Raw genomic sequence first — 16,379 nt, forward strand, 5'->3', positions numbered from 1 at the left:
GCGACCCTTTCTTTAAAAGTACTCTCGACTCAGCTTAAAGGGCTGCTTTTATACCCGCATTTATTGCATTGGCAATTTTTTCTATCTTCGCATCGTCCATCACTACGCCTATAGCAAACATGACGGATCGCGATACTATTTCCTCAGTTTGAGTCCATTCAATGGGACGATATAAGGGCATGTCCTCAACGTAGGGACAGTCAAAGGGACAGCGCACCCTGGAGTAGTACTTACCTTCCCTCAAGGTAGCCCAGTGTTTCGCGTAATGCCAGGTGTTATCGGACAATATGGAGCAACCTGCCCCGGCTTCGGTGCATGCCTCTTTGAAACGCATTGCTGCGTTAGCATCCGGCAAGATTAAAATCAAATGAGACGCAATTTCGCCTTCCCTGTCAGGCAAATCCCGCAAGGAGATTCCCTCTATCTCACCTATAGCATCTAAGATTTTTTTCTTGTTAATTCTTTGCGCTTCAATGACTGTATCAAGCTTGGATAATTGCGCCAACCCCAGGGCACCTTGAAGCTCACCCATTCTGAAGTTAAACCCAAGACAAGCCTTTCCTTCAGCTCCTCTTTCTATGCTTAAGTCGTGTATGTGGCCATGATCATGGTAGTACTCCATTTTCTTGTACAATTCTTCATCGTTAGTGAATAACATTCCGCCTTCGCCCACGGTAATGACCTTATAGGGATCAAGACTATAGGCGCCCCAAAGGCCCAGTCCGCCGCAAGCCCTGCCCTTGTAAGTAGCCCCGATAGCTTGGCACGCATCTTCAATTAAATAAAGACCATGCAGATCACATATTTCCTTGAAGGCATCCATATCGGCAGCTGCGCCAAACATGTGAACAGGCATTATAGCTTTAGTCTGATCCGTAATTAAACTTTCAACGGAACTGGGATCAAGATTCAAGCTTTCGTCGACATCTGCCAGTACAGGAATAGCCCCACACTCAAGAATGGCCTCAATGCTTGCGATAAAGGTAAAAGCGCTGGTAATTATTTCATCGCCAGGCCCTATGCCGAGGGCCTTAAGGCCTACGTAGAGAGCCGCCGAACCATTGCTCACGCCTAAAGCGTATTTAGTCCCTACCCTTTTCGCAAAGGCTTCTTCAAATTCTGCTACCCGATAAATTCCTTCTCTGACGTCCTGGAAGGAATACCTGTGCACAACTTTCCTTTTGATAACATCCGCCAAGGCATCAATTTCTTTCTGATCAAACAACTCAAAGCCCGGCATTATTTCATCGCCTCCTCGTAAATTTTGATGCAAAGTTCCTTATCAAAAGGCCTAGGGTTATTTTCCATGGGCCTGCTTACGGCTAAAGCTTTTTCTGCCATCTCGGGGAAATGTTCGCTCGTTATGCCCGCGCTCAGTGACTCTAACGTCCTGGGCAACTCCAAATCCTCAAGCAACTCATCTAAAGCCTCAGCGCAAAGCAGAGCACCGTCACGAACATTGATATTGCTTCCTTCATCTACATACCCTAACCACTTGAGGACGTTGGTATAACGGACAGGACAACTGAAAGCGTTGGCCCTGACTACGTAAGGTATTAGCAGAGCATTAGCAATTCCATGCCCCACCCCAAACATCCCACCCAAGGGGTATGAAAGGGCATGACAAGCTCCTACCCCTGCGTGAACTAAGGCCAAGCCAGCCAAATAAGCCGCGTACTGCATGTGGCTTCTGGCCTCCAAGTTTTTGCCATTCCATGTAGCAATTCTGATCCACTTTCCTATCCGTCTGATGGCTTCTTGGGCAAACATATCGCTAAACCACGTCGCGTGTATACTCGTATAGGCTTCCAAGGCATGAATTAAAGCATCCATGCCAGATGCAGCCGTGACTTTGGACGGGGCTGTCATGGTAAGCTCTGGATCTAAAATGGCGTAATCGGCAAACAACTTTTCATCGTTTATCCCACCCTTGAACCCATCGCTTCTTCGTATCAACACCGCAGTAAAAGTAACCTCCGAACCTGTCCCCGCAGTCGTGGGGATCATAATCTTCAAAACCCCTGGTTTTTTAACCAAACCTAAACCCTGATAATTGGCCGCTGAGCCTTCGTTCGTCACAAGCACGCTTACGGCCTTAGCTACGTCCATGCAACTTCCTCCACCTAAACCCACAACTGCTTGAGCCCCAAAATTTCGCGCTAAGGCTGCCGCTTTATCCGTGGTCTCAACCGATGGCTCAGGTTCTACTTCGTGGAAAATCTGGACTTCCACGCCACCTGCCTCGAGAATTTGCTCGAGCCTCTTTGCCGTACCGTGTCGTACTAAATTTTCATCCGTCACCAGAAACACCTTTTTTACGCCATTGCCTATTAACTCTACAACTTTAGAAACCACACCAGCTCCGAAAAATGCCTTTCCGGGAATAAACATCTCACAGTGCAAGCCAATCCCTCCCATTAATTCATCAAAGTCAACATCATCTCAAGCATGAAGCCACCTCATTCCACGCCAGCTTTGAAGCTCCACCCAAACTTTTTACATACTCTACAGCCTTCTTCTTCAGTTCAGCTTTTATGTTTAATGCACCCAGCCAAACGTTTGCAAGATCTTGACCGTTTTCTACGACCTTAGCTACACCAAGGCGTTGAAGTTCTGTAGCAGGTAATGAAAAATCTTCCATGTAGGGACCGAAGGCAATTGGCACCCCAAAACAGGCCGGTTCAAGTACGTTTTGCCCCCCCTTGGGAATCAAGCTACCTCCAACAAAGGCACCCGTTGCCAGTGAATAAAGTTCAAACAAAAGTCCCACTTCGTCTACCACTAATACATCCCAGCCTTGCTTTATCTCAGAAACTAAGGAAACTTCGTGCTTTTGACCAGCTAAAGAACAAACTTCCCTTGCACGCTCTGGATGTCTTGGCACCAAGACCAGCTTGGCCAGGGGTACTTTTCCTTTTACTAGCTCGAAGGCCTCAAGCACCACTGTTTCCTCACCGCCGTGGGTACTGCCTGCTATGAAACAAGGTTCTCCTTTCTTTATCTGCAACCTCGCCCTCAGCTTCTCTGTATTGACCTTATTTTGCCTTAAAAGCAGGGCATCTATTTTAACATCGCCAATGATTTTTACTTTATCAGGGTTAACACCTAAAAAATAAAGTTTCTCAGCATCATCGGATGACTTAACTAAAATACCAGAAAAGCACTCCAGGGTCTCTTTCCAAAATTCGAGGGACCTGCAAGCCTTTTTAAAGGATCGCTCTGAGAACCTTCCGTTGACCAAAAAGGAAGGTATTTCTCTTTTTTTTAATTCGTGGAGAAGATAGGGCCAAATTTCAGTCTCCAAACTTATATACGCCTTAGGATTGAGGATGTCCAACGATCGCCTTATCACCCATGGAACGTCCCAAGGGTAATAAAAATGACCATCAACCAGATCAGAAAGCAGTTTTTGAGCCATCCTTTTCCCGGTACAAGTCACTGTTGATATAAATATGGGAGCGCTATATTTACATTTCCGTGCTCGTAAAATCAAGGGGAAAGCTGCCTGAACTTCACCAACTGAGACTGCATGAACCCATACTGGATCACCGTCTAGTTCTTTAAACTGCTTTTTATTCACCCTGCCTACCCTCTCGCTAAAACCTTCCCGGTAACGAATTCTTAAATAAGGGTAAAGCCCCAAATAGGTAAGGCTGATCAAAAAAGAGTAGGACTTTAAATTCAGCTAAGCCACCCCCGCCTTTAGCATATCATGTAGGTGAACCATCCCTACAGGAAATCCCTCTTTCATGACGACAAGGACGCTTACTTCGTATTTTTCCATTAAAAGAACCCCTTTTACGGCCAATTCGTCTATGTCAATCGTCTTTGGATTTCTGGTCATTACTTCAACAATCGGTAACGAAAGTACTCCCATCTCTCCTCGATCCTCTATCAATCTGCGAAGATCGCCATCTGTAAATATGCCCTTTAACCTGCCTTCATCATCCACTACAATCGTGGCACCATACCCCTTACTAGTTATCTCAAACAGCGCTTCTCTTACGGATGCCTTTTCCGAGACCACGGGAAGCCTTTCATTGCTCCCCATAATATCGCTAACTCTTAGAAGAAGTTTTTTCCCCAAGGAGCCTCCAGGGTGAAAGAGGGCAAAATCTTCCCTTTTAAGTTTTCGCAAATCCGCGACCATAGCTGCAAGGGCGTCTCCAATGGCAAGCTGAACAACCGCGCTGCTCGTCGGAGCCAACCCCAAGGGGTCAGCTTCTTTTTCCACACTCGCATCTATCACTATGTCCGCTTCCTTGCCCAATCTTGAGGAAACGTTGCCGGTTATTGCTATGATGGGAATGCCGAGCCGTTTGAAATAGGGAACTATTTTTAATACTTCGTTGGTTTGCCCGCTGTTGCTCAAAAAAATGCCTATATCTCCGCGACATACCATTCCCAAATCGCCATGCACTCCCTCGGTTGCATGGAGGAAAATCGAGGGCGTGCCTAAAGATGCAAATGTAGCGGCAATCTTTTTCGCTATTATTCCGGACTTCCCTAAACCACAAACGACAACGCGACCCTTGCATTCGAATATTAATTTAGCGGCCTCTATCATTTCTAGCCCGAAACGGGATGACGCATTGGTCAATTCCCTTGCCTCTTGCACCAACACGCTCTTCCCAATTTCGAGCAACCTTTCATCCTCATGGGAAAGAGTTAAAACATCTTTGTCTGCAAAATCCTTTTCCACTACAAGTTACGCCTCCCCCACGTCAACATATCCAAGTTTGCCTTTTACCAGGTCATCGAGGGCAACTAATTGACCAAGGAGATCCCTTAAATCGGACAAAGCTATCATGTTTGGACCATCGCTTTTAGCCTCGTTCGGACTTGGGTGAACCTCCATGAATAAAGCATCTATCCCAATGGACACCGCGGCTCTCGCAAGAGGTGAAACAAATCTCCTGTCTCCACCGCTTACCCCTCCCAGTCCTCCAGGCATTTGCACGCTATGTGTCGCATCGAACATCACGGGACACCCGAAAGACCTCATAATGGGGATGGAACGAAAATCGACAACTAGCTCATTGTAACCGAAAGCAACTCCTCTCTCGCATAAAATCACCTTATCGTTGCCCGACTCCCTCGCCTTTTCAAGCACAAAACGTATATCGTAAGGGCTCATAAATTGAGCCTTCTTTATGTTGAGCGGCTTGCCAGTTTCGGCGGCGGATACGAGCAAATCGGTCTGTCTGCACAAAAATGCTGGTATCTGTATTACATCTACAACTCGAGCTGCGAGTTCTGCTTGATTTGGCTCGTGAATATCGGTAAGCACTGGGACTCCAAGCCTTGACTTCACCTGTTCTAACCACCCCAAACCAACATCAAGGCCGGGGCCACGGAAGGAATGGATAGACGTGCGATTTGCCTTATCGAAGGAGGACTTAAATATGTAAGCTAAACCCAAATCATCACACATATTTTTGACCTCTGCAGCCACCTCAAGAGCCATCTCTAGACTTTCAAGGACACAAGGACCTGCAACCAATACAAAGCGGCCTTCCCCTATCGTTATATCGCCAACCTTTACCTTCTTAACCATGGCATCTCATCTCCGTGCTTTTCTAAATACCGTTCGAAGGTCATAACATCTTCTGGGGTATCAATTTCAATTGTATCCCTCTCGGATTTTATGCATAGGATATTGTAACCTCTTTCAAGTATACGTAACATCTCTAAGCTTTCCGTCTTCTCCAAGGGGGTTTGTGGCCACGAATCGAATTCAAGCAAAAATTCGCGCCTATAGCAATAGGGACCTATGTGTTTATAATACACTGCGCCTTTGTTCCTCTCATATGGGATAGGAGATCTGCTGAAATAAAGCGCATGCATCCTTTGGTCAAACACTACCTTTACAATGTTGGGGTTAGAAATTTCATCTGACTTTTCAATCTGCTTCACAAGCAAGGCAACGTTTGCTTCCTCCGAGTTAGCCAAGGCCTTTATTAAAGGATCGATCATATCGGGACCTACCATTGGATCGTCAACTTGAACGTTCAATATTATATCAGCAGACTTCCTTTGGGCGACCCAAGCTGCTCTGTTGCTACCCGATGGCAATTCTGAAGGCGTCATCACAGCTTCGTAACCTTGTTTGAAAACAAATTTGGCTATCTCTTCGTGATCGGTTGCTACCACTATCTCGCTGACCTCACACTCAGATAGGCCCCTTAAAACCCAGTACAACAGAGGCTTGCCACCTATTTTCACAAGAGGCTTACAGGGCAATCTCGTACTGCCATATCTTGCAGGAATTACCGCTAAAATGTCTTTACTCAACGCTAACTTCCACCTCTTCTTTCCTCACGCTTTCAAGGGGGTACAGAAATTTTCTTTGCAGAGCGCAGTACAAATCATGCCTATGCTTCCATCCCAACTCGCACAAAACATACCTTGCCACGTCCTCTATCGCACCAGGCTCGCCCATCCTCTCCTTGCCCGCCAAAGACATAGCTTGGTACCTCTCGCTATCACCGAGAATCGATATGATTTCGGAGGCAATTACCTGCGGATCCCTTTTAAGTAGCACCTCGGCATCGCCTAAAAGTTTCTTCTGAACCCTTTTTCCCTTATCATCTACGGAGACTACCGGGACCCCAAGACCTGCGCATACCTGATTAGCTGTACCGCCAAGCCCGAGCAACAGATCAGCTTTTTTTGCAGCTACAGCAACGGGGCAAAAGGATATCGCAACTTCTAAATCACCCTTCCTTAACAGATTATCCTCGAACAAATACCCTTTAAGGCTTGATGCCATCTTGTCCCACTCTATGCTGGGAGCTATGACCATCAAAAAGTTAGCGTTTATTTGTTTCGTTACCAGCTCTGCCGCCTTTAAAAGTAATCTTACATCTTTGTAGGCATCCTGCCTGCTACCAGGCAACAGTAGTATCCTACGTCCTTCTTTATCCATCCACGGATCTTCACAGGCTTCATTATCATTATCACCTGCCAAGTCCATAATTGGATTTCCCACGTAAACGGCGTTAACTGAACTTTTTCTCAGCTCACAAGCCGTCATTTCGTCCCTCGTCCAAACCTTTCTCGATTTCTTCCTCAGAATCTGCTTTTCTATCAGAAAATGGCCCCTCAGATAAACTGTTTTAGCTGTTGCCAAAAGAAGGGGCGGCATTCCCTGTCCGTACAAGGCATGCAGCAAAAGATAAACATCACCTACGCATATGGGTGTTCTAATCTTGCCCCTGAGCCGGGACCATGCATCCAGCTGTCTTTTCACATGCCCTATAAGCCCCGCGCGAACGTCCTTTATGAGCTCAAAGAAACTGTATTTTATTACACCACCACTTGGAGTATCAAGAGGCGGAGGATACACCTCTATGCCCGAATCCTCAAAAATTTTACCCTTTCCAACCAAGGGAAAGGCATACAATTTGGCCTTAGGAAGGTCTTTTCGTATGCGTTCGGCCAAAAGACATGCCATCGAATCTTCGCCATGGCCGTTGGAGGAGATGACAATTTTTGGTCGCAACGTTTCTATTAGGGTTTCAAAAAAACGACTTTCTTCACTTACCACAGTCACTACACTTGGAACATAGATAGGAATATCGATCAAACAACCCTGTGGTAAGTTGTAAACATCCTTCTCGGTACATATTGCGACTTTTGCGCCTACCAGCTTGCAACGACGGGCTATGTTGTCCAAGTCCTTTCTCGAGTACATATGGTGATCACGATAGCGCATTTCGCTTTTAACGTTAAATCCCATATTCTCAATAAAATTACGGAAACTCTCTGGATTTCCTATGGCCGAAAAAATCGATACGGGGAGATCGGGATTTAAAGGATCTGTATCGACAAATTGGTCACCATCCCACTTCTGCCATCGTTCTAAAACTAACCTTGACGTGAAAATTGGTTTGTCGGATGCATACTTGCGGACCAAAGATATCAGTTCAGCTAGCGCTTCCTCTTTTACCTGATCCGCCTTAGTGATCACCAAAATGTGAGCTCGCTTCAAACTTTTAGGGGACTCTCTCAAGGCACCGGCAGGGAAAAGCTTACCGTTGCCGAAGGGGCATGTGGCATCTATCAACACTATATCTACATCGCGCACCATTCGCCTGTGCTGAAAGGTGTCGTCTGATATGGCAATATCAACCTTGTTTTCCCATCGCAACATCTCAAGTGCCGCAAGCCTATCGAGCGAAACGGCGACTGGAACACCAGGCAGTCTAGATGAAAGAAGGAGGGATTCATCTCCGACCTGACCGCGATCACCCTTGCCGTTTACTACGAGAATCGGGCCCTTGTCCTTGTGTTTTCCGCCATATCCCCTCGTGACCAAGCCAGGATTTAAACCTAAGGTTAAAAATTTTCTGGCAAGCATCTCTACAAAAGGAGTTTTATTTGTTCCACCCATCGTTATGTTCCCAATGCTTATAACTGGAAGTGAGGGTTCAAAAGATGAAATCAGGCCGTGATCATAGGCAAAGTTACGAAGCGAGACGCCAAGTCCATAGATCAAACTTAAAGGAGTAAAAAACAGTCCGTAAAGGACGCTGTTTACCTTCCCTCTTGTATACTCTAGATAATTGTTTAAAGATCCTGACATTCGAATCACCATCTGAGGATAAACATGGTATATTTCAGAAGCTGTCAAAATTAAGAGAAAAACGGTATCGTTAATTATATCATTCAACTTATCGAAAGTATGCTATAAAATAATATAGGTCAAATACTAAAAGCGGGGGACCTTGATTTGGAAACGATATTAATGGCCTTGGGAGGAGTAGCCCTATTTTTGTATGGAATGGCAAAAATGGGCGAGGGTCTACAAAAGATTGCCGGCGATAAGCTAAGAAAGTTCCTTGAAACTCTTACATCTAATCGCCTTTCGGCCGTAATTGTGGGACTAATAGTGACAGCAATAATTCAATCTTCTGGCGCCACTTCTGTGATGTGTGTAAGCTTTGTAAATGCGGGTATTATGGAGCTTGAACAGGCAATAGGGGTGATCATGGGCGCAAACATAGGGACCACGGTAACTGCGCAAATTGTGGCCTTCAAGCTTGAAAAGGTGGCATTGCCCGCAATAGCACTGGGTATGGCATTAATGTTGTTAGGCAAAAGGAAAAGTGTAAAAGAAGGTTGCGCCGATTTCTTTCTTGGGTTTGGCATGCTGTTTTTAGGCCTATCCATTACTGGAGACGCAGTGGCGCCTTTAGAATCTTACGCACCTTTCGTAAATCTTTTGCACATTGGAAAAACGCACCCTCTGATCGGAATAGTCATGGGAGCTATATTTACGACGATTTTGCAATCTTCGTCGGCATTGACGGGCCTCCTCGTGACTTTGGCCTCTCGGAACGTCATGGATTTAAGCGCAGCCCTTCCGATGGTGCTGGGTGCAAACATTGGAACAACCTTCACAGCACTGCTGGCCTCTGTAAACACATCTTTGGCCGCCAGGAGAACAGCCTATGCTCACTTCCTCTTTAATGTAATTGGCGTGCTTATATTTTTGCCTCTTTTAGGGCCGCTTGAAAGCATAGCAGCTCGTTCAGGCTTAAACGCAGCGAGACAAATAGCTAACGCGCATACCATTTTCAACGTGGTAACTACTCTATTGCTACTTCCTTTAGCGCCTCAATTTGTAGCCTTAATTTGCAAGATAGTCAAGGGCCACGAACTAACTCTCGAGCACGGTCCCAAATACTTAGACGCAAAGCTCGTATCGATCCCTTTCATGGCAGTTGTACAAACGCAAAAGGAAGTAGTTAGGATGGCAAAGCTATGCCTCGAGAATCTAGAAACTGCGGTGGCAATATTTTGGGGGGATAAAAGAAAGGACAGAAAACGTTTCGATAACATAGAAGACGTGATTGACGAAATCGAGGAAGCCATCAGCTATTATGTGGCTAAGATCTTTCAACAAGAAGTAAATAGTGCTCAGGCAAAGATTTTAACTTCCGCCATAAGTATCTCCGCTGACTTGGAACGCATCGGAGATCACGCTACGGCAATAGTTGAGCTTGCAGATTACAAGGAAAACCACAATCTTCCCTTTTCCGATGAGGCAGTTAAGGAGCTGGATGACATGATCTCAAAGGCGGTCGAATCAGTGAGGGTCGTAGTTGATGCCCTTGAAAATAATGACAAGCAAAAAGCAGCAAGCATAATCGCTATGGACGATATACTTGACGATCTGGAAAGGGAGCTGCGTGCAAGGCACATAAAACGATTAAATCACGGTATATGCTATCCTGCTTCAGGCGTGGTATTTCTGGACATGCTTAGCCACCTTGAAAGAATTGGAGATCACGCTGTAAACATAGCCGAAGAAATAATTGCGACTTAACCGTTTATAGTGCTTGGGTTTTCTCGCCCACCTGAAGCGAATAAAGCTTTGCATATAACCCTTTTGATCTCAACAATGTCTCGTGATCGCCTTCTTCGACGATCTTGCCTTGATCCAAGACAACTATGCGATCTGCATTTCGTACGGTAGAAAGCCTGTGAGCTATGATAAGGGATGTCCTTCCCTCCGCAGCATTTTGCATAGATTCTTGAATATGTTGTTCCATGGCCGCATCCAAGGATGATGTGGCTTCATCCATTATAAGGATTCGAGGATTTCTCACTATTGCCCTTGCTATAGCAATACGTTGACGTTGTCCGCCACTTAATGTCAGCCCTCGCTCGCCAATTTCAGTATCAAAACCATTTGGCAAGCTTTTTACGAAATCCAGTATGCCTGCTTGTTCAGCCACCCTCACGATATCATCATGGGAGGCCCATGGGCATCCATAAGCAATGTTATAAGCTATGGAACCCTTAAGCAGGACGGGATCTTGAGGCACGATGCCTATATGCCTTCGAAGCGTCTTCAAGTCCAGCTGTCTTACATCGTATCCGTCTATCTTAACTCTTCCCCTATCCGGATCATAAAACCTGGGAATGAGATCAACTAAGGTAGACTTTCCTGCCCCCGTCTGGCCAACGATAGCAATTTTTTCTCCGGGTTCAATGTGAAGGTTAATGCCTTTTAAAATCCAAAGTTTATCCTCATAAGCAAAGTAGACATCCTCAAAATCGATCATTCCCTCAATGTGCTTTAATATCACGGGCGAACGAGGTGGGCGTACTTCCGTCGTGACGTTAAACACCTCAAATATCCTGTCAGCCGCAGCCAAACCTCTCTGCACCCCAGAAACGACTTTGCTTAATACTCTAACGGGTTGGACCAGCAGCCCGAGATAGCCTATGAAGGCAATCAGCTCCCCGGGCGTACTCCTGCCCCTTACTACTTCCCTCCCGCCGATCCACAGAATCAAGGCAAGGGCTCCTATTAATATGACTTCTACAGCACCCCCTAAAACGGCATGAATTTGTATTCCATGCATGAGTGCGCGAAAGTTTGATTTGTTTTGGTCCTTAAATTTATCCAACTCCTCATCCTCAGTGGCAAAGGACCTAACTATCCTTACGGCGGAAAGGGCCTCTTGGGCTATGGACACGACTCTACCCAACTCTTCTTGAATCCGGTAGCCCACAGAACGAAGCTTTTTCGAAGCTACATTTAAAACATATCCTGTAAGGGGCAATACAATGAAGGTGAGCAAGGCAAGCCGCCAATTCAAGGCAAGCAAAAATATGACCACGGCAACAAAGGTAATGCTTTGAACTACTAAGTCTACAATGACATTTGTAACTAAATTTTGAAGGATCATAACGTCGTTCGTCATTCGCGATATCAAGTCACCAATCCGCGACTTATAAAGATATCGAAACGACATCTTCTGCATGTGATCGTAAAGCTGAACCCTTATGTCCATTATTACGCGTTGTCCAACCCAATTCATCAAATAGGTCTGACCGTAAGAAAACAGAGCCTTGCACAAATAAATCCCGATGATCCCCAAAGCCAGGAAATTAAGCATCAAGAGGTTTTTTTGTATCAACACATCGTCAACGATGTTTTTGAGCAACCAAGGTGGCAATACCGCCAATATCGAAGAAATGGCCATACATGCCATAGCTGCAAATAGCCTTCCCACGTAAGGCTTTAAATAACTTATTAATCGCAGGTAAGTACTCCTTTGAGCTTTACGCAGATTAGGCTTCTTTATGGAAGACATCCAATTATCTCCTCCGTTAATCTTCTGGAAGCACCCTGAACCGATGAGAACTTGCTCATTAAGTCAGAAATATTTTTTAACCACGAGTTATCGCATAAATAGTTTGCCATTTTTTCGGCAATTTGTCTTGGCGCGTAGTCTCCCACAAGTTCCGGGATCAATTCCTTCCCCATTATTATATTCGGCCACGACAGCATTTTTTTATTCTCGGAAAAAGTCTTCAACAACCTGTTCTTAACCCAGGGCAAACGAAATGTAAATCTCTTTAGTCCACCAAAAGGTATGTCTTCAAGAAAGACATAAGGAACGGCCACCAGCGTCGGTATCTTTAAGTAAAGCAGTTCCAACGTATTCGTACCAGGCTGCGTCAAAGCCAAATCTACCCCTTTTAAGGCAACGGGGGTACTTTCCCTGCTCGGGTTTAAACCCGCATCTTCCCAGATCTTTACCTCCTCATCAAAGGAAAAGGGAGAAAGCAAAGTCACTACATCCGCATCCAAAATAGAACTCAAGTGCTCGTATACCTCACACAAGAAGGGCAAAGCCCTTCGCCTTATCGCCGGCCTGCTTCCCGGAAAAAAGGCAACCTTGAAAGAAGACGAGTCTTCCACGGGCAAACTCGCTTCGCGTCTTTGCTCCAGATCTAACTTTAACGAATCTGCGACCAAATCACCGATGACGATGGGATAAACAACATCACTTTCGATATTTCTAGCCATAACCTCATAGGCAGTAAACACGCGACTGCAACTGCTCAAGCCCTTTTTCTTGCCATAGGTATAGCAAAAAAGTTCTGCATTGGTGGCCTTGGACAAAAATCTGCCAAACATTAAATCTCCACCAAGCTGTACAATCAAGCCTACATCTTTTGCCCTTCTCAATTCATAAAAGGTTTTCGCCCAGCCATAAGGGCCAATTACATCGTAAAAGGGAAGAGACTTTGCACAAGCGCGTTCCATGCCAGAAGCGTATTGACATGGCAGCAACCAAAGAACGGGCCTGATTCCCCTCTGGTTTAGTTCATGAGCCAAGGGGCGAGCCCAATCCCAAAGCTCACCGGGACCATTGGTAAGTATGTATACGCGCTTCATTTCTCCACCCTCTTGACAATGACATCGGCCCAAAACTTATAGGAACCTCGCTGGCCCAATTTCTTTTTGGCCTCGAGCAAATTCTCGCGTATTCTTGTCGTGTCTTGCAAGTATCTTTGCAGCGACTCTTTTATCAAAGAGGCATTAGCCTTGCCTTGAAGTAACTCCGGGTATACTTCCCGTCCTAACAAGACATTTGGCATTGACACCCACTGCGTCTTTACCATCAGCTTATAAACTATATAACTCAGCAGTGAAGCCTTGTACAAAACAAGCATGAACTTCTCTAATATCATAGCTTCCACGGCAGCAGTTCCACAGGCACCTATGACAAAATTGGATACGTAAATGAGATCAACTCCACTTCCCTCAAAGAAGGGCAGGGGGTTGCCCGTTTTTTTCAAGGCCTCCTTGCTGGCGGGCGATAAGCTTTCTGCGATGGAAAACACCGGATAATAACCCGCCTTTAGCAAACAAAGGCCGACTTCTTTTAAAACAGGAGCGAGGCGTCTGACTTCAGCCGACCTGCTGCCGGGTAAAAGTGCAACTACGCACCTGCCTTCGTACATATTTAACACATCTGGGCTCGGAACGTAATCGTATAAATCATCTAAAAGCGGATGACCTAGCCAGTGACTTTCAACGCCCCTATCCCTGTAAAAATTATGCTCTAGCTCAAAGAGAGGAAGGCATATCACCTTTAAATCCCTTATCACATCTGCCCTACGCTTTCTCCACGCCCAGACCGTAGGCGGTGAAACGTAAAAAATAGGCTTGGAGTATCCTCTTCTTCTAAGGTCCTTTATCAAAGGGATGTGATAGTCGGGGCTATCTATGACAACCACGCATGATGGCATATCTTCTAATATCTTATTCGTCATCCAGTTCTTTAGGCGAACCAACCGAGGAACGCTCTTTAGTGCTTCCATAACTCCCATGATTTGAAGCTGGTTGTAGTCCCAAAGAGCCTGACCGCCGGCTGACACGCCTTCGGGCCCTAACATGCCCCAACAACGACCGAGCTTGCCCTCTATGGCTTTTACGAGACTTCCCGCGTAATGATCGCCCGAGGCTTCACCGCAGCTCACAAAAAGGCTCAATGCCTTACCCCCAAAACCGCTATACCAGAATCGGCAGCGAAGCTCTTGAAGTCTTCAGGCTCTATGATCACGGTCCTGCCCACCTCTACGGCAAGACATTTAAGTCCGGCGTCAAGCATGTTTTGCAAAGTCCTTACCCCCACAGTGGGCAAGTCATAACGTTCATCTTGATCGGGACGCATCATTTTAAGGACTATTCCCCCTCTGGTCAAACTGCCGGCCCTGAGCAACATGGCGTCCGTTCCCTCCATAGCTTCCACGGCTACGATGGCCTTTTTGTGAACTACCAATGTCTGACCAAAGGAGAGCGGTAGTAGAACTTTTGCAATTTTTTTCCCATATTTTATATCTTCGAGCTCTTCCCGAGTCGGAAGCCTACCGGCAAAATGACCTTCGGAAGCAAGCCAGTCCGGTATTATGTCTTTGTAGCCAATAACATTGAACCCTTTGCTTTCTAAAGCCAAAACGATATTGGCCAGCAAGTTATGATCGTCCCTTGAGTGCAAGCTCCGGAGCAGTTTATCTAGCTCCTCGTCATGTAACTTTTGATGATACATCAACGTTTTTGGCACCAATCCCGCCATGATTATCTCGTGAACTCCCTTGCGTTGCATATCATCAACGATGAAGGCAAGATTTAAACTTGACAACTTAACAAGTTCCAAGGCGAATTTTGAAAGATCCTCACCATGCTCACCGAAGGAGTATATGACAGGAGGACACCCCTTAAAAGTGAGGCGGCGTGCAATTTCCTGGGGCAGGCGACCATCTCCTGCTATGAGAGCAATACTCTTGAAGTGTGCCATCTTTTCACCTGTTAGCCTTTGCAACCATAAAGACTCCGCATGAAAGGAACATGATGTTCGGAATCCAAGCTGCTGCGAGGGGAGGAATATAACCCCCTTGACCTAAAGAACGACAAAAAGACATAAAAACGTAGTAGGAGAAAACTAAGATAATGGATACCCCTATGCCCATGCCGGAACCTGACCTCTTAGTCCCCGCTCCAACCGAAGCCCCAACCAAAGCCAACACCACACTGGCCCACGGGACAGCCAACCTCAAATGCAAAAGTACCCACAGAGATTCGACATCTGTTCCCTGGATTTTCATCAGTTTTATATAGTTATAAAGCTCAAAGGCACCCATTTTCTTTGGGTTTTGTAAGCTTTCAACGACTTGTGACGGAGACAGGGGGAGAGCAAGTTGCTGCCTTTCGAAACCAAAGAGTGGCTCTACCAACCCATCATCCTTAACACTGAAAACCTGGCCATTATGAAGCCACCATTCCCCCTCCTTCCATTCGCCGCTTTTAGCCGTCATTATGCGGGCGATCTCACCGCCTTCGAACTCCTGGATCAGCACATTATTCATATTGCCCTCACTGGGGTACAACTTTCCGATATAGATGACCCTCGAGAGTTCGCCATTTTTTTCCTCCCTGAGAAACATTTGCTCCTTAAGGAGCGATGGCTTCTGTCGAGCCACTTCATATCTCATGATGTTATCAGCAGCCTTATCCGTCAAAGGAACTATGGTTTCGTTAAAAAGAAGGGCAGAACCACCAACTATGATGCTGGCCAAAACGATAGGGCGTAAAATGCGGTAAAAACTTATTCCCGATGCTTTTAGGGCCGTCAACTCCGATTGCGTTGCCATCTTCCCAAAACTTAGTATCGTAGCCAGTAACGCAGCCATGGGCAAAGTAAGCACCACCACGCCGGGCAAGCGATACAAAAAAAGCCTCACGACAACATTGAAGGGCACTCGACTTTGAATAAGTAAATCGGCGATATCAAAAAGCAAATCGCCCGCGACCAAAAGAACGGTAAACACCATGACTCCAAATACAAAGGTTGGGTAAAATTCGTTAATGACAAACTTATCCAATAATTTAAATTTGAATGTAAAAAGGTCAAATCCGTCACGCAATTCAGCCATAATTATTATAGATGCCCCTTGCTAAGCAGTAAGTCTGCTACTTCTCTAACGGCTCCCTGACCCCCAGGGGATTTTGTGACGTAATCAGCTATCTCTTTTACCTCTAATCTAGCGTTTGATACCGCAATTCCAAA

At 45.8% G+C, this 16,379-nt stretch carries 13 protein-coding genes; 1 reads left to right on the forward strand and 12 read right to left on the reverse strand.

Annotated elements, in window-relative coordinates; all coding sequences use genetic code 11:
• Nucleotides 1–34 precede the first annotated feature (34 nt).
• The 7 genes from Q7P41_RS00935 to lpxK are packed head-to-tail and all read right to left on the reverse strand — an operon-like array spanning nucleotide 35 to nucleotide 8,587.
• Nucleotides 35–1,240 (reverse strand): DegT/DnrJ/EryC1/StrS aminotransferase family protein, encoded by a 1,206-nt coding sequence (locus Q7P41_RS00935; protein ID WP_303881401.1) that lies wholly within the window; start codon nucleotides 1,238–1,240, stop codon nucleotides 35–37.
• Nucleotides 1,240–2,403, reverse strand: coding sequence for an iron-containing alcohol dehydrogenase (locus Q7P41_RS00940; protein WP_303881402.1), 1,164 nt, complete (start codon nucleotides 2,401–2,403; stop codon nucleotides 1,240–1,242). The genes Q7P41_RS00935 and Q7P41_RS00940 overlap by 1 nt, the downstream gene beginning before the upstream one ends.
• A gap of 34 nt (nucleotides 2,404–2,437) precedes the next feature.
• A complete protein-coding gene (locus tag Q7P41_RS00945) occupies nucleotides 2,438–3,661 on the reverse strand; it encodes a 3-deoxy-D-manno-octulosonic acid transferase (RefSeq protein ID WP_303881403.1) in 1,224 nt (407 codons plus the stop codon).
• A 24-nt stretch (nucleotides 3,662–3,685) separates the two neighbouring features.
• Nucleotides 3,686–4,702: an SIS domain-containing protein gene (locus Q7P41_RS00950; protein WP_303881405.1), complete on the reverse strand. Its 1,017-nt coding sequence runs from the start codon at nucleotides 4,700–4,702 to the stop codon at nucleotides 3,686–3,688.
• Nucleotides 4,703–4,708: 6 nt separating this feature from the next.
• Entirely contained in the window at nucleotides 4,709–5,557 is an 849-nt protein-coding gene (gene kdsA / locus Q7P41_RS00955) for a 3-deoxy-8-phosphooctulonate synthase (RefSeq protein WP_303881407.1), read from the reverse strand.
• Entirely contained in the window at nucleotides 5,542–6,294 is a 753-nt protein-coding gene (kdsB, locus tag Q7P41_RS00960) for a 3-deoxy-manno-octulosonate cytidylyltransferase (RefSeq protein ID WP_303881408.1), read from the reverse strand. The genes kdsA and kdsB overlap by 16 nt, the downstream gene beginning before the upstream one ends.
• Nucleotides 6,287–8,587: a tetraacyldisaccharide 4'-kinase gene (lpxK, locus tag Q7P41_RS00965; RefSeq protein ID WP_303881410.1), complete on the reverse strand. Its 2,301-nt coding sequence runs from the start codon at nucleotides 8,585–8,587 to the stop codon at nucleotides 6,287–6,289. Before lpxK ends, kdsB begins: the two co-directional genes overlap by 8 nt.
• A 147-nt stretch (nucleotides 8,588–8,734) precedes the next feature.
• Here lpxK and Q7P41_RS00970 point away from each other — a divergent pair, with 147 nt between their 5' ends.
• Complete coding sequence (locus tag Q7P41_RS00970) at nucleotides 8,735–10,333, forward strand: Na/Pi cotransporter family protein (RefSeq protein WP_303881411.1); 1,599 nt, start codon at nucleotides 8,735–8,737, stop codon at nucleotides 10,331–10,333.
• 4 nt (nucleotides 10,334–10,337) lie between these two features.
• Here the strand turns inward: Q7P41_RS00970 and Q7P41_RS00975 are convergent, their stop codons facing one another.
• From Q7P41_RS00975 to Q7P41_RS00995, 5 genes are read right to left on the reverse strand one after another with little or no spacing between them, the layout of a single operon-like run.
• Complete coding sequence (locus tag Q7P41_RS00975) at nucleotides 10,338–12,113, reverse strand: ABC transporter ATP-binding protein (RefSeq protein ID WP_303881413.1); 1,776 nt, start codon at nucleotides 12,111–12,113, stop codon at nucleotides 10,338–10,340.
• Nucleotides 12,101–13,204: a cdisaccharide synthetase gene (locus Q7P41_RS00980; protein ID WP_303881416.1), complete on the reverse strand. Its 1,104-nt coding sequence runs from the start codon at nucleotides 13,202–13,204 to the stop codon at nucleotides 12,101–12,103. The genes Q7P41_RS00975 and Q7P41_RS00980 overlap by 13 nt, the downstream gene beginning before the upstream one ends.
• Nucleotides 13,201–14,304, reverse strand: a complete 1,104-nt coding sequence (locus Q7P41_RS00985; RefSeq protein WP_303881418.1) for a lipid-A-disaccharide synthase — start codon at nucleotides 14,302–14,304, stop codon at nucleotides 13,201–13,203. The genes Q7P41_RS00980 and Q7P41_RS00985 overlap by 4 nt, the downstream gene beginning before the upstream one ends.
• Complete coding sequence (locus tag Q7P41_RS00990) at nucleotides 14,301–15,134, reverse strand: LpxI family protein (RefSeq protein ID WP_369693119.1); 834 nt, start codon at nucleotides 15,132–15,134, stop codon at nucleotides 14,301–14,303. Before Q7P41_RS00990 ends, Q7P41_RS00985 begins: the two co-directional genes overlap by 4 nt.
• Entirely contained in the window at nucleotides 15,115–16,245 is a 1,131-nt protein-coding gene (locus Q7P41_RS00995; RefSeq protein WP_303881421.1) for an LptF/LptG family permease, read from the reverse strand. The genes Q7P41_RS00990 and Q7P41_RS00995 overlap by 20 nt, the downstream gene beginning before the upstream one ends.
• Nucleotides 16,246–16,379 lie beyond the last annotated feature (134 nt).

The organism is Acetomicrobium mobile (assembly GCF_937920065.1).